Consider the following 20,845-nt stretch of genomic DNA (forward strand, 5'->3'; position numbering starts at 1 on the left):
AACACATAATAAAATTTCATACAAAGTATTCTTATCTAGAGAGGTAGAGGGACTGGCCCTACGACACCTCAGCAACCATTAACAAATTTGTTAATAAGGTGCTAATTCCAGCAAATTATTGAGTAATTTGAGAGATAAGAAGAAGACTCTATTTGAATGAAAGCCTTCTTCTTTGAAGGCTTTTTTTATTTTCCTATTACCATAGACTTAAGTTTTCATCTCACAAAGGAGGAATGTTGATATGTCAACAATCGAAACAACATTAGCTCAAATTGGAAACCGCAGTGAAGCGGGTACAGGTACGGTAAATCCCCCCGTTTACTTTTCAACAGCCTATCGCCATGAAGGAATCGGAAAATCAACTGGCTTTGATTATTCTCGAACTGGCAACCCTACACGCGGTCTTGTAGAACGCGCAATTGCTGATTTAGAAAAAGGCGATCAAGGCTATGCCTGTAGTTCTGGAATGGCGGCTGTTCTGCTTGTTCTTTCTCTATTTCGCTCCGATGATGAACTTATTGTATCTGAAGACTTATACGGAGGAACGTATCGTTTATTTTCTGAACATGAGAAAAAGTGGAATATTCGATGTAGATACGTAGATACACAATCGATTGAGCAAATTGAACACGCAATTACTTCTAAAACAAAAGCAATTTTCATCGAAACACCTACCAATCCTTTAATGCAAGTAACTGATATTCAAGCTGTTGCAACTGTTGCAAAGCGTCATGATTTACTGCTCATTGTAGACAATACTTTCTATACACCGTATATACAGCAACCTTTAACTGATGGAGCTGATATCGTTCTACATAGCGCAACAAAATATTTAGGCGGACATAACGACGTATTAAGCGGTCTTGTTGTTGCAAAAGGAAATGTACTTTGTGCGGAGCTTGCCCATTACCATAACGCTTCTGGCGCTGTACTTAGCCCTTTTGATTCATGGTTATTAATACGAGGAATGAAAACTTTAGCACTTCGGATGAAGCAACATGAAGAAAATGCAAATAAAATTGTGACCTATTTAAAAGAAGAAGACGGTGTAACAGACGTATTTTATCCAGGTAGAGGGGGCATGATTTCCTTTCGTCTTCGCGATGAGAAATGGATAAATCCCTTCTTACAATCTTTATCTATTATTACATTTGCTGAAAGCTTAGGTGGCGTTGAAAGTTTAATGACATATCCAGCTACACAAACACATGCTGATATTCCAGCAGATATACGAATTGCACGAGGTGTATGCAATCGTCTACTTCGTTTTTCCGTTGGCATTGAACATAGCGACGACTTAATTCAGGACTTACAGCAAGCAATTCAATATGCAAAAGAAGGTGTAAAAATATGAGTTACTCTTTAGACACACTGTTACTGCATAACAAGTATAAACATGACGCACAAACCGGTGCTGTTAACGTTCCGATTTACAATACATCAACTTTTCATCAGTTTGATGTAGATTCCTTTGGAAAATACGACTATAGTCGCTCAGGTAATCCTACACGTGAAGCGCTTGAAGATATAATTGCTCTTCTTGAAGGGGGAACAAAAGGATTTGCTTTTGCATCTGGCATTGCAGCCATTTCTACTGCCTTTCTTCTTCTCTCACAAGGAGACCATGTTCTCATCTCAGAAGATGTATATGGTGGCACTTACCGAATTGTAACAGAAGTTCTATCACGTTATGGGATATCCCATACATTTGTCGATATGACAAATGTAGATGACGTAAAGCGAAATATACAAGCAAATACAAAAGTTTTTTATATTGAAACGCCATCTAATCCGTTATTAAAAGTAACAGATATTCGCGCTGTTTGTAAGTTAGCGAAATCTGTTGGGGCACTTACTTTCATAGATAATACATTTTTAACACCACTATTTCAAAAACCGCTGGATCTTGGAGCTGATGTTGTATTGCATAGTGCAACAAAATTTATCGCAGGGCATAGTGATGTAACAGCTGGATTAGCTGTTGTAAAAGATAATAATCTCGCCCAAAAACTTAGCTTTTTACAAAACGCTTTTGGGGCTATATTAAGTCCTCAAGATTGCTCTCTTGTACTTCGCGGACTGAAAACATTGCATGTACGCCTTGAACATTCAGCAATAAACGCAAGTAAAATCGCCCATTATTTCCAAAATCATAGCAAAATACAACATGTCTATTACCCGGGATTAGAATCTCACTCCGGTTATGAAATACAACGTTCACAAGCAAAATCTGGCGGAGCTGTTTTATCCTTTTCATTACAATCAGAAGACGCATTGCGCCAATTTTTATCTAAAATAAAACTACCTGTATTTGCTGTAAGCTTAGGGGCTGTTGAATCCATCCTATCGTATCCTGCTAAAATGTCCCATGCAGCATTATCGCAAGAAGCTCGCAATGAAAGAGGAATTTCTAATTCTTTACTTCGCTTATCGGTTGGATTAGAAAATGTAGACGATTTAATTACTGATTTTGAAAACGCCCTTTCCTATGTAGAAGAACCTGTAAATATATAAAAGCTGTTTTTATCCTCTTAACAAAAATCCCCACCTCAAACTCATATAGAGATAGGTGGGGTTTTTCAATATAATCCTTAAACTGGAACAAAACCATTCGATTACCACTCTATTCAACTAAAAATTTAAATTTCGTTTTTTGTTTTTTAAGGCATATTTTCTGATTAACATAATAAACATTCTATACAAAAGTATAAAATCCTTTTTTCGTATTATTTTAAAAATTCCGTATATCAATTTGAAAGAACAAAAAATTCATGATAAAATTGTGTTATAAGTATATCTTTTCCAAATTTCAAAGTGAAACTATCTTTTGGCAAAAACACACAAATTTATTTCATTTATTTACATCATAGTCTCTTTTCTTACAATTTCTTTACTTTAAAACATTTTTTCTGCAACAACTGTTTCCTTTGCTTTAGTTTTTTGGTATGAATATTATGATATAACAGCTTACACGGAGGTGGAGAAGAACATGTTAGAAACCTTTCAAAAAGAATTAGAACTTTATGAGAGTAATGCAGAATTATTGAAAGTGCTTGCTCATCCTGTTCGTTTATGTATTGTAAAGGGCTTAATTGAAAGAGGCCCAAGTAATGTTTCTACAATGTACACAGGCTTAAACATGCCACAATCCACAATTTCACAGCATTTAGCAAAGTTAAAAAGTGCTAAAATTGTCTCTAGTGAAAGAAAAGGATTGGAGATTTATTACAAAGTAGAGAATGAAATCATCATTCAACTCGTCCGCGTATTACTAGGTTAGGGACTATTGAGCCATTAAACAGAGAAAAGAATGGCGTATTCTATATTTTTTATCTCATATCTTTAATATAAATATATATCATGAGAGAAAATATATTAGGCTACATATGAAAAGTCGTATTAAAAAACAAGACGCAGAAAGTTTCTGCGTCTTGTTTTTTTCTATACATATAAATAACGATTTACATCCAAAAACGGCAATCCTTTCTTCTGTATTAAAATATCAAAAGCATCACCTATTCCTCCACCTAAAATCATGGAACGAATGGATCGATTTATTTTTTGATTTTCAGAAAAAGGATTTCGATCTTGATGATTCATAAGCTGTTCAAGTATGCCTGCCGCTAATAAAAAAGTACTCTGCTTTGTATGCCATATTGTATCAAGTCCTGCCGTTTTCCCAGCCTTCTTTATTTCATCCCAATGTACATGGGCTGTAATATCCATTTCACCCGGATAAGCGAGCGGGCTTCGAATCAATTGATGACGATAATACCCTCTTAAACTTCCTTCACGATGAGCTGGATGCATCCACTCTTCTTTTGTATAGCCATAATCGACTGTAATTAATAATCCTTCTTCTAGCCATGCGGCAATCTCTTCTATATAGGATTCTGCTACAATCGGAACTTCAAATCGTTGTCCTTCTGAAAGTCTTATATGATGTCTTCTTAAATAGTGAACTGTCTCATTTTCTATCGGTCTGAATACCTCTGTAAGTTTTCCTTCATCTGTATATGAAACTCGCACTTCATATAGCTTTCCCTTGCGCTTCTCAATTACTTCAACAGGGAAAGCATCAAATAATTCGTTTGAAAAAACAATTCCTGTAACAGAGTCACCTAATTCTTTATAAGACTGGTGCTGAGAAAGATTAGAAAATGAGTTCAGTTGCTGTTTTTGTAGCTTTCGATGAAAAGGGCTTAACTCAATAATAGAATAGTGTAAATCAGCGAAAGTTTCAGGAGATAGACGATGCCATTCTTGTAAAACATCATAAGCAAATCTCCCTGTTCCAGCCCCAATTTCACAAAGATTAGGCTCGATTTCTCCCCTTTGAACAAGCCTTATAAAAAATCGAGCAAATGTCTTTGCAACTGCAGAAGAGACATTACTAGTTGTGAAGAAATCACCGTTTCTTCCGATTTTATGACGGCTTTTCATATAATATCCATGTTCTTGATTATATAATGCAACTTCCATATACGTGCGATATGAAATCGAATAATCCCTTTCTTTTTCCATATATCCCCTTAAAATGAACTCTATCCCCATACTGCACCTTATTGTAAAAATGGATTATTTTCTTTTTCAAACCCAATATTCGTTTCTGGACCATGTCCACACAATACAGTCGTATCATCTGATAGCATAAATAATTTCTCTTCAATACTTCCCATTAACTCTGTAAGACTTCCCCCTGGTAAATCTGTCCGGCCGATGCTCATTTGGAATAATACATCTCCGGAAAATACAGCGTTCACTTCTTTACAATAGTAGGAAATACTCCCCGGAGAATGCCCCGGTGTTTCAAACATTTCAAATGTAAATGAACCAATTGTTAATGTTCCTTCTCCATCAATCATATGATCCGCTGGTTTTGCTGTAATACTTCGGTTCATCATAAAAATTTGTGAACCATTAACAGCCGGATCACCAAGCCAATCTGCTTCTTCCTTATGTACATATACGGGAATATGAAAAGCTTCTCTTACCGCATCAACTGCACCGATATGATCAAAATGTGCATGTGTTAATAGAATCGCAAGCGGCTTTAACCCTTCTTGCTGTAAATAAGTTACAAGCTTTTCCCCTTCGCTACCTGGATCAAAAATTACACATTCTTTTTGATCGTTACTTAAAATGTACGCGTTTGTTTGTAAAGGGCCTAACGGCATTTGTATCCATTTCATCTTTTCATCTCCTCCAGTTGTTGGACTTACCTTTTATGATACAACATTTCTTTCTCTGACGAAACGAAGCACTGCTATCTCGACAATCATTTCTAAAACATGTACAATAAAAAAGAATAAATATTCTAAAAACTAAGAATGTGAGAGCAGAGGGGGATTATATATGGGTCTTGTTATCATTTTTGCACTAGTCACTCTGTTAGCTGTATTCGCCACCCTGAGAACATTACGTGAAAAAAACTTACTAGCAGGCGGCTTTTCCATTGCAACCGTACTCGTTTTTGGGTGGTTTACAGTTATGACCGTTCTAAATAATGGGTATCCACCAGCATCATAATTCATTGTTATGTTCTTATTCAACATGATTTTGCATACAAAAAACGAAAGGGGCAGCCCTTTCGTTTTTTTATTCTTCACAAATTATATCATCTTCGCTTCGTATTGGTGCTTTTTTACAAGCCAAGCTCCTCCGATTACACCCGCATCATTACCAAGCGTTGCAATTGCTAGCTTTGTGCTCTTTCTAGCACGTGAGAATGCGTATTGTTCAAAATAACGTTGCGTCGGTTTTAATAACGCATCACCTGCTTTAGAGACGCCACCACCAATTACAATTTTTTCAGGGTTTAACGTACTTGCAAGGTTTGCTACAGCTAATCCTAAATAAGAAGCGATTTTTTCTACTACTTCAGCTGCTAATTCATCACCTTGTCCTAATGCTTCAAATACATCTTTTGATGTAATACGGCCTTCTTCAGCCAACATCGAACGCAGTATACTTTCCTTCTCTGTTTCTTGCATTTTTTTCATTGCAACACGAACAATTCCTGTTGCGGATGCCACTGTCTCTAAGCAACCAGATTTCCCGCAATTACAAGGAAATGCATTTTCTGTAACGACTGTAATATGGCCAATTTCACCAGCTGCACCGCTTGCACCATGAACGATTTCACCATTGGTAATAACACCACCACCAACACCAGTTCCAAGCGTCATACAAACAAGATCTTTCGCACCTTCTCCAGCACCCTTCCACATTTCCCCAAATGCTGCTAAGTTGGCATCGTTATCAATAACAACAGGTAAGCCTGTTTCAACTTCCAATAAATCTTTTAATGGATAGTTTTTCCACCCTAAGTTAACCGCTTCATAAATCATACCTGAAGCTACATGGACAGGACCAGGAGCACCCATACCAATACCAATTAGTTTACTCTTTAATTCACCTAATTCTTCTAATTTTTTATCGATTGCTTTGGCTACATCTAGTGTAATATGTTTTCCTTGTTCACTAGTATTTGTTGGGATTTCCCACTTGTATAAAATTTCACCGTACACATTAATAAATGCTAATTTAATTGTCGTCCCACCAAGGTCAACACCAACTAACCATTTCTCTTCCATTTTTGCTAACCTACCTTTTTCTATTTCTTGCTCATCTCTTTTTGAATTTCTTGCTTTATTAAAAATAAAGCTGTTTGATAATCTTTTCGTTCAATCAGCTGTGATTGATTCAATTCATGTAGCTCTTCCTGCATTAATTGTAAATCAGCCACCCGATCACCTGTATAAATAATCGTTCCAAATTTTTTTAGTAATTGTTGAATATCATAAATGGATATCATTTTATCACCCTCTATGTCTACTTATTATACAAATATAATAAGAAAACGTTCACATATTTCATTATAATCAACGAGAAAAAGCCTCGTCAATTCTTCTTCATCTATATCAGTGTCTTTTACACAATTGTTTCTTTTTCTGTAATAATTTTTTTGACGTTTTGATCAAATGGCTCTATCGGAATATCATCTACAATTTGAAAGTCAAAAGCTAAAGACACTCTTGCCCCCTCATACGTAGCAAGGTAACGATCATAATAGCCACCACCATATCCAATACGTTCTCCTCGTCTCGTATAAGCAATTCCAGGGACAAAGAGAAGATCTATCTCATTCGCCTTTACTTCTTTCGTTACAGTAGGAATAGGCTCTCGTAAATTCATATATACCGTTTCTAATTGATCCCAGTTCATGATTTCACGAAAAGTCATTGTTCTTGTCTTTCGATTACATTTTGGTACTACTACTTTTTTTCCTTCTTGCCATGCTTTTTCTATAATAACATATGTATTCACTTCATGGTCCATAGAAAGAGTAATGCCAATTGTTTCCGCCTCTTTCCACTCTCTTTGTTCATATAAAGAATCTGCAATTTGTTCTGATAAAGCCTTACGCTGCTCTTGTGTCATCGAATACATGTGTTCTAACATTCGTTTACGTAGCTGTATCTTCTCCTCGTTCATGACTATTTCCCCCTTGCAGTAGCATCTAATCTTAAACAATACATTAAGTTTATCATTTTACATACATACTGCACAGCGAAATACTGGCACAAAATAAAAAGAAACAGTAGGAAATATTCCTACTGTTTACTTTGTTTCACGGTGTAACGTAGACTTCTTGTCACGCTTGCAATACTTTTTAAGCTCAAGGCGCTCCGCGTTGTTACGTTTATTTTTCTTTGAGATATAGTTACGATCTCCGCATTCTGTACATGCTAGAGTAATATTCACACGCATTCTTATTTCCCTCCAGTCACTAATAACTTAAATCAGACTATACCATAATACCACTTTTAAAACAAAAATTCTACACCTTTTGATATTGTCTAATTTTTTCTATAAGATTTTTCATATTTTCTCTTGCTACTAGTGGGTTTTTCGCATGTGAATATACAAGAAATTTCGGTTGTTTCACATCAGAAACAATGTACGACCATTCTTTCTCTGCATATTTAAACTGAATTCCTTCTAATATTTCTATTTCCCTGTCTCCCATATCTTGCAGTAACATCCCCATTATTTTTCCTTTTTCATTCCACGAACAAACAACCTCATCACATAACAAATAAAGCGGTGCTGTCTGTTCTACCATAATGGATAATGTACTTCCTTGTTTTGCAATTAACTCAAGTAACTTCCCAATCCGATATAACATATCCCTTTGCCACACTTGTCGTAATTCTTTTTCCATGTGTATATAAAAGAGAAGATAACAATTTCCGAGCTTTAACGATATTGGATACATATCCTCTACTGTTTTCAATAATAAGTCTGACATATCGATTTCGCTAACGTTCTCACTCTGATACACCCTACCATGCCCATCATATAATTCGAATGCATTTCCTTCTTCACAGCATATAAAGGCCATATTAGAATGACTGGACTTCATTAAAGATTTCACATGTTCTTTCCGCTCCTGCGCATACACCCATGTAATGGAACAACCAAGCCTTTGAAAAAAAGAAAGAAGTAACGGTTGTAACAAACGATCCACTTTATTAATAAGAAGGTGGAACTGTTGCGCTTGTATGTTCTCAACATCTATATATTCTAAAACAGCCGTTACATAATCCTCTAAACAAATTTGTATTATTTGATTTTCTCCTATCTCTTTTTCAGATACATAGCGAAAGTTTTCGGCCATATATAAATGTTCTATTTCCTTCTGCTGCTTATAAGGTAACTGCCTTCCTTCTTTCCCATAGAATCGCATCATTATATCTTGATCTTTCGTAAAACAAATGAACGCACCACCTATGCATTCTAATTTCCGAATCGTATATTGAAAAGGGGATTCATTCATTTCTTGACATTCCACCGTATGAATTCCTACGCTATGAAGCGCATGCAGAAATAAATTTTTAAAAACTTGTACTTCTGCATTCTTATCGCTTCCTATTAATATAGTCTCACCCTTTTGAAACAACGAACCGTAAGCCATTGCTATTTTTACAATGATTTGCGGTGTGATTTCAATATTTCCTCTACCTACAATTTGACTTTTTTGCAACCATCTTGATGCATGTTCTTCTTTTGTAACGCCGCCAGATGCAATAATAGAATGATTATCAATTATTTTATGAGGCCATAACTTCCCACCTTGCTTAATTACAGTACTTTTCCCTATCTGACAACAATCCGCTACAACACTTTTCTGATATAGCGTGACATCGTCTTCGAGTCTCGTTTTTTCACCAACTGTCGTCTCTAATAATTCACAATGTTTCCCAATATACGTATTGGCGAAAATAATACTTTTTTGAAGATGTGTGTAGCTTGATACAGTACTATGTTTCCCAATAATAGAATACGGTTCAATGATCGCTCCCGCCCCGATTGTTACCCCGTCACCGATGAAAGATGGGCCGTGAATCTTTGTACCTTTTTCAATCGTTACTCCTTCTCCCATCCAAACCATCGGTAATACTTCTGTATAAGGAATCGTTACATTCACTTTTTTCGTCAATAAATCAAATTGAGCTTGCCGATACTGCTCAAACGTTCCAATATCCATCCAGTACCCTTCTGCTTTGTATCCAAATAACGCATTTGTATTCTCCAGTAACGGAAAGATATGGCGACTAAAATCAGCATATGTTTGAGGAGATATATAAGAAAAAATACTAGGATCCATAATATAAATCCCTGTGTTTACAACGTTTGAAATGACTTCATTCCAACTCGGCTTCTCCATATAACGTATAATTTCTTGTTCTTTATTCATCACAACTAACCCAAAAGATAGTGGATTTTCTACTTCTTTTACAAACATCGTTAACATTCTCTTCTTCTGTTGGTGAAATGCAATTCCTTCTGTTAATGGAAAATCTGTTAATGCATCACCACTAATTACTACAAACGGTTCATCTAAAAATGCTTCAGCCTGTTTCATACTTCCTGCTGTACCAAGGGGGGGAGAATCCTCAAAATAATGTAATTTGACGCCCCATTTACTTCCATCCCCAAAGTACTCTCTAATCGTACTGCTCAAATATTGAACAGTAATTGCGATTTCCCGAATACCATGCTGCCGTAACAATTCAATGTTATATGCTAAAACTGGTTTCTCTAATAATGGTAACATCGGTTTTGGAACATTACATGTTAACGGTCTTAGGCGCCTTCCTTTTCCACCAGCTAAAATAACCCCCTTCATGCACATTCATCCTCCACTTTTGTAATATGAAAACATCTTTATTTACCATATGTATGTAACTTCTATATCAGTTAATCTTTCCAATTTCTAAACCCTGTTTTAGAAAACGCTTACTTTTCGTTGTGCAATCGTTACTTTCTTTATTTTTCCATATTTATTACGATACATCTTATCATCATAATTTAAACGAGGCAACGAGCTTTTTTTGTCATGTTTTGACTAAAAAAGCAGATGACTCTTATCATCTGCCCTCATTGGTTTCTACTCATTTAATAAATGATGTTTACCTTTCACCAAATAGAAAACATTTTCTGCGATATTTGTAATATGATCTGCTATACGCTCAATATATCTAGCGATAAAAGACAATTGTGTAATTTGTGTAATTGCTTCTGGTTGTTCTGGAATCGTAGATATAAATTCTCGAATTGCTTTTCCGTATATTTCATCAACGGAATCATCCATTTCAGCTATTTGTTTCGCACACGTTAAATTTCCCTTTTGGTAAGCCTCCAAAGAAAGACGTAACATCTCATGAGCAATTGAAAACATTTCTTCTATATTATGTAACTGAACAGATACCTCTTTTTCCCCAAGGCGAATCGTTGCTTTCGCAATATTTACCGCATGATCTGCTATACGCTCTAAATCTGTTGCCGCTTTAATTGAAATAAAAATTTTTCGCAAGTCACTTGCTACAGGCTGTTGCTTTGTAATTAACATAAGCGCAAAATCGTTAATTTCCTCTTCTAAATGATCCATTCGGTAATCACCATCAATCACTTCTAGCGCCTTTTCTACGTCTCTCTTTTGAAGACTTTCCATAGAAAGCAAAAGAGCACCTCCTGCTAATTCTCCTAGTTTCATTACTTTTTGCTGCAATGTTTTTAAATCATAATGAAATTGCTCGCGTACCATCATTCTTCCCCCTCTATTTATCCCACTATTTGCAAGTAATAAGACTCTCCCCTCAAAATTTGATGAAAGCAAAAAATTTTGAGGGGAGCTGTCTACGAAAGCTCTCCACTTACTAAAATTTCACTTTACATAAGACAAATCTTTCATCTTACAGATCGACTTGACACAACAAAAGCCCCATTGTAAGAGGGGCTTTTTACTCTTATTATCCAAAGCGTCCTGTAATATAATCTTCTGTTCGCTTATCTGAAGGTGTTGTAAACAATTTATTCGTATCCGTATACTCTACGACTTCACCACTTAAGAAAAATGCCGTTTTATCCGAGATACGTGCTGCTTGTTGCATATTATGTGTCACAATTACAATACTAAAATCTTTCTTTAACTCTTGAATTAACTCTTCTACTTTCAATGTAGAAATTGGATCTAAAGCAGATGTTGGTTCATCCATTAAAATAACATCCGGCTCAATCGCTAAACAGCGAGCAATACATAAACGCTGTTGTTGACCACCAGATAAACCATATGCATTGTCATGTAATCGATCTTTTAATTCATCCCAAATTGCTGCACCACGTAAACTTTTTTCTACAATAGCATCAAGCGTTTTTTTATCGCGAATACCATGAATTTTCGGGCCGTATGCTACATTTTCATAGATGGATTTTGAAAATGGATTTGGTTTTTGGAACACCATTCCAACATGTGTACGTAACTCTTCTACAGGATATGATTTATCAAAAATATTACGCTCTCGATATTCAATCACGCCTGTTGTTCGAACGATTGGGACTAGTTCAACCATACGGTTCAATGTTTTTAAGTATGTGGATTTCCCACAACCACTAGGCCCAATAATTGCAGTTACTTCATTCTCATGAATGCTTAAATTCACATCTTTTAAAGCATGATCCTCTCCATACCATAAATTTAAATTTTTCGTATCGAACACAATTTTTTTTGGGGCTGTTTCCACTTTCTCCTCTTTTTTCACCTGTACATTTACTACTGTTGCTACCATTTTGAATTCCCCTTTCATCCACTTCCTACTTTATTTACGATTTCGCAGCCATAAAACAAACGCATTCATAATCAGCAACAATCCTAGTAAAACGATCATCCCCGCTGCTGCTACATATTGAAACTCTTCTTGTGGCCTACTCATCCAATTAAAAATTTGAATTGGTAAAACTGTAAATCTATCAAATATTCCAAATGGAATATAATTTGCAAAAGCAAGAGCTCCAATTACTAATAACGGCGCTGCTTCTCCAATTGCTCTAGACAAAGCTAAAATACATCCTGTTAAAATTCCTGGGAGAGCAGCTGGTAATACAACTTGATACATTGTTTGCCATTTCGTTGCTCCTACTCCATACGAAGCCTCCAATAAACCATTCGGCACCATACGAATTGCTTCTTGACTAGACACAACAACTGTCGGCAATGAAAGAAGACTCATTGTAAGCGCCGCAGCTACTATGCTTTCTCCTAGCTGAAAAGCATAAACAAAAATTGTTAAACCTAACAATCCAAATACAACGGATGGAACACCCGCTAATGTTTGAATATTTAATGCTATCATTCTTGTAAAAATAGATTGTTTTGCATAATGTTCTAAATATAGCGCTGTACTAACTCCTAAAATAAATGAGACTGGCGCAACAATACTCATAAACAATATCGTTCCTGATAATGCGGCAGCAATTCCCGTTTGATCTGGATGACGCGAAGCGAAATGTATCAAAAAATCGACTGAAAGATAATCGATACCTTTTTCCAAAATTTGATATAGCAATACAATCAAAATCATAACGGAAAACAGCATTGCGATAGAAAAAATCCATTTATATACTCGATCTTTCCAAAAGCGAAGCGACATGTTTTCTTTTATCCGCTTATGATTTAACATCCGCATTTTATATCGCCTCTTTAAATCGACGCATAATTTGCTGTGAAATGATATTCATCATAAATGTAAATAGAAGGAGCGTAGCCCCTACAGCATACATGCTGTAGTAAGTGATTGTCCCATGCGGTGCATCTCCTAGACTCACTTGAACAATATATGCTGTTAACGTTTGAATCGAATGCGTTGGATTCAAAGATAAATTTGGCGTTGAACCACCCGCAATGACAACAATCATTGTTTCACCAATCGCACGAGAGGCCGCCAATAAAATCGCAGCCATAATTCCGCTAAAAGCGGCGGGAAATATGACTTGCTTCACTGTTTCAAATCGGGTTGCGCCAAGCGCCAATGATGCTTCCTTTACTCCCTTTGCTACAGCACCCATTGCATCCTCAGCAAGAGAAGCGATCGTCGGAATCATCATAAAACCAATCACAATCCCTGGACTAATCGCATTGAAAAATTGCAAATTCGGAATCATTTTTTGCAAAAGTGGTGTAACGATCGTTAATGCAAAAAAGCCATACACAATTGTCGGGATACCTGCCAATAGTTCTAACAACGGCTTTAGTAATTTTCTAGCAGCCTTTGGAGCATACTCACTTAAAAAAATGGCACACCCTAACCCAATTGGAATCGCCACAATCATAGCAATGATTGTAACAAGGAACGTTCCACATATAAGCGGAAGTATTCCAAACTTTGGTTCTTCAAAAAAAGGTAACCACTCTTTATTAAGAAAAAAATCATACAATGATACTTTTCGAAAAAACATCATCGTTTCATTTGCAAGCGTCATAACAATTCCTACTGTCGTTATAATAGAGACGCTAGCAATTGCCTTTAGGAATACTGGAACCATTCGATTGATTCGCTGCGTTTTCTTTCTTTTAAGCCTATTTCTTTCAATCAAATGTTGCACAGAAAATGTAATTTGACTTTTGTTATGATGAGCCAAAGATGAAAACCCCTTTCCACCCTGACATTATCTCTCTATTTCTGTTAACATTCGCAGCTGATCATTATATTTTTCTTCTGGTAACTTTACATATCCGACTTCTTCGGCTAACTCGCCTACATGCTTCATCATAAATGCAACATAATCTGCCACACTCTCTTTATGATGGAGAGACGCATGATTTACATATGCAAACAGCGGTCTTGATAACGGCTTATACATTCCAAGTTGAATGGTTTCTTTTGTCGGAAATACACCGTTTACTTTGATGGCTTTTACCTGATCACGATTCGCTATGTAGTAGGCATACCCTACAAACGCAATCGCATTTCTATCATTCCTAACACCTTGCATAATAACTTGATCATCTTCTGACAATGAAACTGTTTTTGCAAGGCGATTCTTTTGTAAGACTACATTTTGAAAATAATCATACGTACCAGAATCCACGCCTGGTGCATAAAATTGAACTTTTTCCTTCGGCCATTCCGGACGGATATGCGACCACCGCTTTATGCTTCCATCTTCACTCCATAATCTTCGTAATTCTTCTATTGTCATATTATCCACCCACTTATTTTGACGATTCACAATCATAGTCAAACCGTCGTAAGCTATTTCAAGTGGTGTAAATTGGATGGAGTTCTCTTTCATCATTTTCTCTTCTACTCGTTTCATGGAACGTGAAGCATTATTCATATCTACTTCTCCTGCTCCAAAACGTTGGAATCCTCCTCCTGTCCCAGAAATACTAATAGAAACTTTCACATGCGGTTCTTTCTTTGTATATTCTTCTGCTACTGCTTCCATAATAGGAAAAACTGTTGAGGATCCATCAACTCTTACTTCCCCTATTTGATTTGCAGCAAATGCAGGAGACATGCACAAAAATATAGAACATATCGATACAATGAAAATCTTACTCAATCTGCGTATCCACTTCACACGTGTTCCTCCTAGAAGTAACCTACATAACAGGATTACAAATATAAGAATAATGCTCAACTATTAATGCGGTTTTAATTGTTTGTAAAAAATTTGTAAAGTTCAACTTTTTAATGATAATCAAATATCCTCTCCTTATTCTCTCTATATTTGATTTCAAATGATCCTATAAAACGGCTTCCTTTTATAGTGGCTTGTCCATCATTACTAAAATATATGCATCACTTACAAAAAAAGCACACTATCTTTTGAGATAGTGTGCCAAACTTATATCATTTTATTCATCATCGTCTTGTTTCTTTGATTTTTTTCCTTTTTCATCTTGCGGCTCTTCACCTGTTAATGCTTGCTTTTTCAAATCAAAGTAAGCATCCATAATTTCACGACCAATGTATCCGTTAATTCCCCTTTTATCACTATATACCCATGGAACAACAACGGAGAATGCAACTTCTGGATTCTCAAGCGGTGCGTATCCTACCAGCGTTAAATTATAAACTTGTACACGCTCACCGTTTGCTTTTTTCCCACTCTCTTTGTCGCCACCATATACCGTTTGAGCAGTTCCTGTTTTTCCGGCAGCTTGATACTTTGCAGTCGCAAAGTATTTTTTCCCAGTACCACCCGCATCATTAAATACTTGTCTAAACCCTTCTTGAATTCGTTTAATCTGACTCTCAGGCATATCGATACGGTTCAATACTTTCGGTTCCATTGATTGAATGACTTTTCCAACTTCATCAGGTTTCGCTGCTGGTTGACGAATTTCTTTTACAATTTGTGGTTGCATACGATAGCCACCATTTGCAATTGTAGATACATATTGTACAAGCTGAAGTGGTGTATAGTTATCATACTGTCCAATCGATAAGTCTAACAAGAAACCAGGTGTATACTGCGAACCTTGAAGTCCAGCTGATTCATTTGGTAAGTCGATACCTGTTTTCACTCCTAGACCAAACTGACTAAAGTAATAACGCATATCATCAAACGCTTGTTTTTTAATATCTAATGTACCACCACGAATGTAAGGTACTTTTGCAATATTCATCGCTGTTTTAAACATATATACGTTAGAAGACATCTTTAAAGCAGTTAAGTCATTAATATAACCCATCGTTTTCCAAGAAGATTTCGTCGGTGTCCCTCTCAATTTGATTGGTTCATCCAATAAAGTTGTTCCAGGTGTAATGGCACCTGTTTGATATCCAGTTAACAAAGTTGCACCTTTGACAGTCGATCCCATTGGGTAAGAACTTGTCATTGTACCTAAAGCAAAGTCCTTCACTTCTGTTTTCCCATCTTCATTGACAAGCTGTTTCCCAGCCATCGATAGAATTTCACCATTTTTTGGATTCATCATGACAACAAATGCACGATCAAGTAGAGGTTCCGAACCTTTAAATTGCATCAAATATTTCCCAATAATTTCTTCGACACGCTTTTGTAATTCCATGTCAATTGTTAAATTTAAATCATTTCCTCGTTGCCCTTTTAAGACATTTACTGTTTCTAAAATATTACCATTTTTATCTGTAATATTTTTCACTTCTGCCTTTGAACCGTGAAGTGCATCTTCATATTGTTGTTCAATATAACTTTTTCCAACTCGATCATTACGGTTATAATCCCGAACAAGGAAATAATCTAAGCGCTCTTTTGGTAACCCTTCATCCGAGCTCGTTACACCACCAAGTACACTGCGGAACATATCATCATACGTATATTTACGATCCCAATCTACATTTGTATCGACACCTGGTAATAACGCTAAACGCTCGCTTACTACAGCATATTCTTTCGGGGTTACTTGCTTTTTAATAATTTGCGGCGTCATTGCATATCCGCCGTCCATCTTACTTTTAATCGCCAGCACTTCTAAATCTTTCTCTGTTAATTGATTTAATTCTTCTTCCGTCACACGATTTCGTTGACGCTCTGCCACTTCTTTATCATCAATTTTTTTTGCTTTTAATTCTTCACGATCTTTTTTTGTAATCTTTGCTTCCGCTTCTTCTTTATGAAGGAACAACCAATAATCTTTTTTATCGCGTTCTGTTAATTTATCCGGTGATACTTCAATTAAATCTGCAAGCTTTTTCGCTGTTTCTAAACGTTCCTCTGAAGTCGATCCTTTCATTCGCGTAAATGTAATGGTTCGAACTGGATCATTATCTACAACGTGACGTCCATATCGGTCAAAGATTTTTCCACGTGGAACCGGATTACTAATTGTTGAGTTTTCTTTTTTCTCAACTTCGTTTTTGTACTCCTCCCCATGAACAATTTGTACATAACCAAGCCTTACAATCACCGCAGAGAACATTAAAAATACACAAAGAAATAACACGTTCAGCCGAAACGGAACGTGGGTCTTTTTCTTTTTCTTCTTACTCATACGAACCCCCTCTACCACCTTTAGCTATATAATATGAAAGGGACACCTGTTACAGGTGCCCTTACAGCTATTCTACATGTCTTTTTATTCTAGCATAAAACAAAGAAGAAGTTAACCTTCTGGTTCTGTACGATTTGGTATCGTTTCTGTAGCTATCATGCTTGTTTTGTTCACGTTTTTCTCACCGTATTTGACATTTCGCACAGCAAAATAAACAAGGAAATGTCCAGCTCCAAGGATGCCTAATAAAACAGGTAAGCTTTTTTCTGGTTGAAAAAACGATACAGCGCATAAAAAACTGATAATAGAGCAAATTCTTCCACCATTTAACCATAATTCTCGCACAACAATATACTCAACTCGCCATTCTTTTGCATTCTTTGCTCTTCCAATTACATCATAAGTCATTGATCCATAAGGAACGAGTAAGATTGGATAAGCAATTGCAATAGAAGCTGCATAGATAAGTAATTTCGCATATGTAACATGAAAAACAACTAAAAATACCACAGCATATAAAATAATCCCACCAAACAAAATGGCTTTTTTTCTCCATTCTTTTTTTAACATACGAGCAACTAAGTAATAAGCGACAAACGAAACGGCCGAATTTACTAAACTATACTTCCCTAACGCAAATTCACTCCCTGCTGCCAAATAGACGTATACAGAAATAACAAAGACAAAGATTCCTTCTCGTAGCCCTTGAAAAAAATGAGCGCGTGTAATTCTTCCCCAGTTTTTATCCATCTTTCGTTCCTGTAAAACTTGTACAACTTCATAGCGACCTTCACACTCTCTTTTCGATAAAAAAAAGCTAATGACAACAGCAATCGCAAACAAAGTTAATGAAAGAAAAAAAATCACTGTATAACCGCTCCACTTTTCCATACGGGAAATGGTATATCCAGCTGTTATTGGCCCAATCATGCCAGCAAACGAAGTTAAAAGACCAAGAAAACCATTGAAAAAGTCACGCGTTTCTGGCTCTGTAATTTCAAACGTTAACAAGTTAAAGGCCAACCAATAAAACCCATACCCAATACCAAGGAGCCCACCTATTAATATAATATATTTGGAGGCATGCGTTCCTGTAAGTAAAACTACAATAAAAAAAGTCGCTAATGTTCCGACTCCGATCCGCAATAAAATGGCTCGATCGATTCTTTTCGCTAATTTTCCTGCGAATAAAAAAGTCAGCGGTTGTAACACAACACTCGCTAAATTATATAGCCCTATGTTTACATAATTTTGCGTTTGCTTCCATAAATAAATGTTAACAAATGTATTGGATAATGAAATAGCAAGTGTGTACAATCCGCCCATACTAAGTAGTAATATTAAATCCCGATTCACCTCAACATCACCAATTACATGTTTCCACTTCATATATAACTCTCCTTTACTTCATGTTCTAGTCTTCCAAAGACTAGGCACAATTATGTAAAAGAAAGCATACAAAAAAGCTAGAGGCATATGCCCCTAGCTCTTTTCATATTCCCTTGTACAAAATGAAACAAACACTATTATTTAGCTTCTTGGTAACGTTTTTCAGCTGCATTCCAGTCTACAACATTCCAGAACGCACCGATGTAATCAGGACGACGGTTTTGGTAATGTAAGTAGTAAGCATGCTCCCAAACATCTAAACCGATAATTGGTGTTTTACCTTCTGTTAAAGGTGAATCTTGGTTTGGAGTGCTTGTTACTTCTAGTTCACCGTTGTTTACTACTAACCAAGCCCAACCAGAACCAAAGCGAGATGCACCAGCTTTTGCAAATTCTGCTTTGAATGCATCAAAGCTACCGAATTTTGCTTCAATTGCAGTAGCAAGTTCACCTACTGGTTGTCCACCACCATTTGGAGATAAGATTGTCCAGAAAAAGCTATGGTTTGCATGTCCACCACCATTATTACGTACTGCAGTACGAATTTCTTCTGGTACTTCGTTTAAGTTTGCAACTAATTCTTCAACACTTTTGTCAGCTAATTCTGCGTGACCTTCTAATGCAGCATTTAAGTTTGTTACATACGTGTTGTGGTGTTTCGTATGATGGATGTTCATTGTTTCTTTGTCAAAATGAGGTTCTAATGCATCATACGCATAAGGTAAATTTGGTAATTCATGTTTTGCCATTATTCTATTCCTCCCATTTTATGTATTGCCAAAACAATTTGGCATACACCTTCATTTTACCCTAATTGCCATAGGGTGAAAGCAAATTAAATCACATTGTCTTGCTATCATTAAAGTAGCAAAATCTCCATTTCTTTTCAAACAAAATGCTCACTTATTTCGTAAAAAAAGCCTCCTTCTACAAGGAAGCTTCTTACCTGCATTTATAAGTATGTAAAATGGGTATGGACCCTGTAGGACTCGAACCTACGACCGGACGGTTATGAGCCGTCTGCTCTAACCAACTGAGCTAAGGGTCCAGAATTATATAGAAAAAACGACTATATCATTCTTTATGCTTCTTCCATGAAACTTCTATAAAAGCGAGCCGTCTACAAAATGGAAGACGCAAGAAACGTAAGATAAATTTACCATATAAAAAAGAAAAGTGTCAATTATATTTTTCCTTTCATGTTTTGTGTTTTCAAAAAGCTTATATAATAAACTCGCTACGCATGACATGAGAACGCGATATTGCTTGTGATTCTCTAGATACGTACGTTACAATGTTTTTATACATATCTCTACTTAATATAAAAAAGGAAGTGAATCTATGTCCATCTTTACACAGATTGGAAAGAGTCTATACTCACCGAAAGACATGGCGCTTTTTCGGTTTCAAAAAATCGGAAAAACGATTCTGTATATCTTATTACTCTGTTTCCTTACAACCATCCCGAGAACTTTATTGTATGGCAGCGTTATTCAAGATAGCGTTGGAATCATAAAGCAAGCGCTTGAACAAGACATTCCAAACTTTAAAATCGAAAATGGGGAACTAAAGGCAGATATTGATAAACCTATTGAAAAAGAAGAGGGAAACTCTATCTTTGTATTCGATCCAAATGCTATTGATACAGGAAAGTATACGAACAAAACAGGGTTGTTTGTTCTAAAAGACAAAGTTATTTCTGCTGCAAATGGAGTAACACAAACATATTCCTACAATGATTTATTAGGTGCTTCTCTTGAGAAAAAAGACTTGCAAGACTTTCTTTCTTTTTTCAATAGTATGTATCCTATTTTAATGCTTGTTATCGGATTCTTTATTTATTTCTTCCAGTTATTTATTACTTTTTTAGGCGTTACACTACTGGCATTTATCGGCTCCGCTATGAGCGGTCAGCGTAAATTATCTTATAAACAAGTTTGGACGTTAACTGCTTATAGTTATACAATCCCGACTGTTTTCTTTATGATTATGGACTTACTAAAGATTACTGTTCCTGGATCATTCCTCCTTTACATTGCAGTTATTTTAATCGTCTTATACTTAACCATAAAAGAAATTCCAACACCAAAAGAAAAATAAATATTACAAAAGAGGCGATCCAAAACGTAT

The 20,845-nt window shown here is 36.1% G+C and carries 20 protein-coding genes, 1 tRNA gene and 1 riboswitch; of the genes, 5 read left to right on the forward strand and 16 right to left on the reverse strand.

The annotated features are described in order from the left end of the window. The first annotated feature begins 28 nt into the window (after positions 1–28). A riboswitch (SAM riboswitch) is annotated at positions 29–141 on the forward strand. A 100-nt stretch (positions 142–241) separates the two neighbouring features. The 3 genes from MR063_RS02590 to MR063_RS02600 all read left to right on the forward strand — a co-directional run bounded on the left by MR063_RS02590 (position 242) and on the right by MR063_RS02600 (position 3,280). Next, positions 242–1,354 (forward strand): methionine biosynthesis PLP-dependent protein, encoded by a 1,113-nt coding sequence (locus MR063_RS02590; RefSeq protein ID WP_242193172.1) that lies wholly within the window; start codon positions 242–244, stop codon positions 1,352–1,354. Beyond that, positions 1,351–2,514 (forward strand): cystathionine beta-lyase, encoded by a 1,164-nt coding sequence (gene metC, locus MR063_RS02595; protein ID WP_242193174.1) that lies wholly within the window; start codon positions 1,351–1,353, stop codon positions 2,512–2,514. The genes MR063_RS02590 and metC overlap by 4 nt, the downstream gene beginning before the upstream one ends. Before the next feature lie 475 nt (positions 2,515–2,989). After that, positions 2,990–3,280, forward strand: a complete 291-nt coding sequence (locus tag MR063_RS02600) for an ArsR/SmtB family transcription factor (RefSeq protein ID WP_242145296.1) — start codon at positions 2,990–2,992, stop codon at positions 3,278–3,280. Between the two features lie 161 nt (positions 3,281–3,441). On the opposite strand, the gene MR063_RS02605 is transcribed toward MR063_RS02600, so the two are convergent. Both MR063_RS02605 and MR063_RS02610 read right to left on the reverse strand, forming a co-directional pair. Then, positions 3,442–4,554 carry a class I SAM-dependent methyltransferase gene (locus MR063_RS02605; protein ID WP_242193178.1) on the reverse strand — a complete coding sequence of 371 codons (1,113 nt, stop codon included), beginning with the start codon at positions 4,552–4,554 and terminating at the stop codon, positions 3,442–3,444. Between the two features lie 8 nt (positions 4,555–4,562). Further along, positions 4,563–5,192 carry an MBL fold metallo-hydrolase gene (locus MR063_RS02610; RefSeq protein ID WP_242193180.1) on the reverse strand — a complete coding sequence of 210 codons (630 nt, stop codon included), beginning with the start codon at positions 5,190–5,192 and terminating at the stop codon, positions 4,563–4,565. A 163-nt stretch (positions 5,193–5,355) separates the two neighbouring features. Between MR063_RS02610 and MR063_RS02615 the strand changes: the two genes are divergently transcribed. Continuing rightward, positions 5,356–5,529 (forward strand): DUF2759 domain-containing protein, encoded by a 174-nt coding sequence (locus MR063_RS02615; protein ID WP_012095454.1) that lies wholly within the window; start codon positions 5,356–5,358, stop codon positions 5,527–5,529. Positions 5,530–5,612: 83 nt separating this feature from the next. On the opposite strand, the gene glcK is transcribed toward MR063_RS02615, so the two are convergent. The 14 genes from glcK to MR063_RS02685 form a co-directional block, all read right to left on the reverse strand. Then, positions 5,613–6,596, reverse strand: a complete 984-nt coding sequence (gene glcK, locus MR063_RS02620; RefSeq protein WP_242145299.1) for a glucokinase — start codon at positions 6,594–6,596, stop codon at positions 5,613–5,615. A 20-nt stretch (positions 6,597–6,616) separates the two neighbouring features. Further along, complete coding sequence (locus MR063_RS02625; RefSeq protein ID WP_242145300.1) at positions 6,617–6,817, reverse strand: YqgQ family protein; 201 nt, start codon at positions 6,815–6,817, stop codon at positions 6,617–6,619. Between the two features lie 116 nt (positions 6,818–6,933). Beyond that, a complete protein-coding gene (locus tag MR063_RS02630) occupies positions 6,934–7,497 on the reverse strand; it encodes a 5-formyltetrahydrofolate cyclo-ligase (protein ID WP_242193181.1) in 564 nt (187 codons plus the stop codon). Between the two features lie 126 nt (positions 7,498–7,623). After that, entirely contained in the window at positions 7,624–7,773 is a 150-nt protein-coding gene (gene rpmG, locus MR063_RS02635; protein WP_012095458.1) for a 50S ribosomal protein L33, read from the reverse strand. A 70-nt stretch (positions 7,774–7,843) separates the two neighbouring features. Next, entirely contained in the window at positions 7,844–10,195 is a 2,352-nt protein-coding gene (locus MR063_RS02640) for a sugar phosphate nucleotidyltransferase (protein WP_242193183.1), read from the reverse strand. 261 nt (positions 10,196–10,456) lie between these two features. Continuing rightward, positions 10,457–11,113, reverse strand: a complete 657-nt coding sequence (gene phoU, locus MR063_RS02645; RefSeq protein WP_242193185.1) for a phosphate signaling complex protein PhoU — start codon at positions 11,111–11,113, stop codon at positions 10,457–10,459. Between the two features lie 205 nt (positions 11,114–11,318). After that, positions 11,319–12,134 (reverse strand): phosphate ABC transporter ATP-binding protein, encoded by an 816-nt coding sequence (gene pstB / locus MR063_RS02650; RefSeq protein WP_242193187.1) that lies wholly within the window; start codon positions 12,132–12,134, stop codon positions 11,319–11,321. Positions 12,135–12,164: 30 nt separating this feature from the next. Beyond that, complete coding sequence (pstA, locus tag MR063_RS02655) at positions 12,165–13,031, reverse strand: phosphate ABC transporter permease PstA (RefSeq protein ID WP_242193189.1); 867 nt, start codon at positions 13,029–13,031, stop codon at positions 12,165–12,167. Position 13,032: 1 nt separating this feature from the next. After that, complete coding sequence (gene pstC / locus MR063_RS02660; protein WP_242193191.1) at positions 13,033–13,983, reverse strand: phosphate ABC transporter permease subunit PstC; 951 nt, start codon at positions 13,981–13,983, stop codon at positions 13,033–13,035. Positions 13,984–14,010: 27 nt separating this feature from the next. Then, the gene (locus MR063_RS02665) at positions 14,011–14,928 is read right to left on the reverse strand and encodes a PstS family phosphate ABC transporter substrate-binding protein (protein WP_242193193.1); all 918 of its coding nucleotides are present in this window, start codon (positions 14,926–14,928) and stop codon (positions 14,011–14,013) included. 277 nt (positions 14,929–15,205) lie between these two features. Next, entirely contained in the window at positions 15,206–17,326 is a 2,121-nt protein-coding gene (locus MR063_RS02670) for a peptidoglycan D,D-transpeptidase FtsI family protein (RefSeq protein ID WP_242193194.1), read from the reverse strand. 111 nt (positions 17,327–17,437) lie between these two features. Then, positions 17,438–18,715 carry an MFS transporter gene (locus tag MR063_RS02675; protein ID WP_242193196.1) on the reverse strand — a complete coding sequence of 426 codons (1,278 nt, stop codon included), beginning with the start codon at positions 18,713–18,715 and terminating at the stop codon, positions 17,438–17,440. A gap of 137 nt (positions 18,716–18,852) precedes the next feature. Then, positions 18,853–19,464 carry a superoxide dismutase gene (gene sodA, locus MR063_RS02680; RefSeq protein WP_242193200.1) on the reverse strand — a complete coding sequence of 204 codons (612 nt, stop codon included), beginning with the start codon at positions 19,462–19,464 and terminating at the stop codon, positions 18,853–18,855. A gap of 225 nt (positions 19,465–19,689) precedes the next feature. Continuing rightward, positions 19,690–19,763: transfer RNA gene (locus MR063_RS02685), tRNA-Ile, on the reverse strand. A 293-nt stretch (positions 19,764–20,056) separates the two neighbouring features. On the opposite strand from MR063_RS02685, the gene MR063_RS02690 reads away from it, so the two are divergent. Next, positions 20,057–20,815: a DUF1189 domain-containing protein gene (locus tag MR063_RS02690; protein ID WP_242193202.1), complete on the forward strand. Its 759-nt coding sequence runs from the start codon at positions 20,057–20,059 to the stop codon at positions 20,813–20,815. Positions 20,816–20,845: the final 30 nt, after the last annotated feature.

This window comes from Bacillus cereus group sp. BfR-BA-01492 (assembly GCF_022662815.1).
In the GTDB taxonomy this organism is placed as follows: Bacteria; Bacillota; Bacilli; order Bacillales; family Bacillaceae_G; genus Bacillus_A; species Bacillus_A cereus_BD.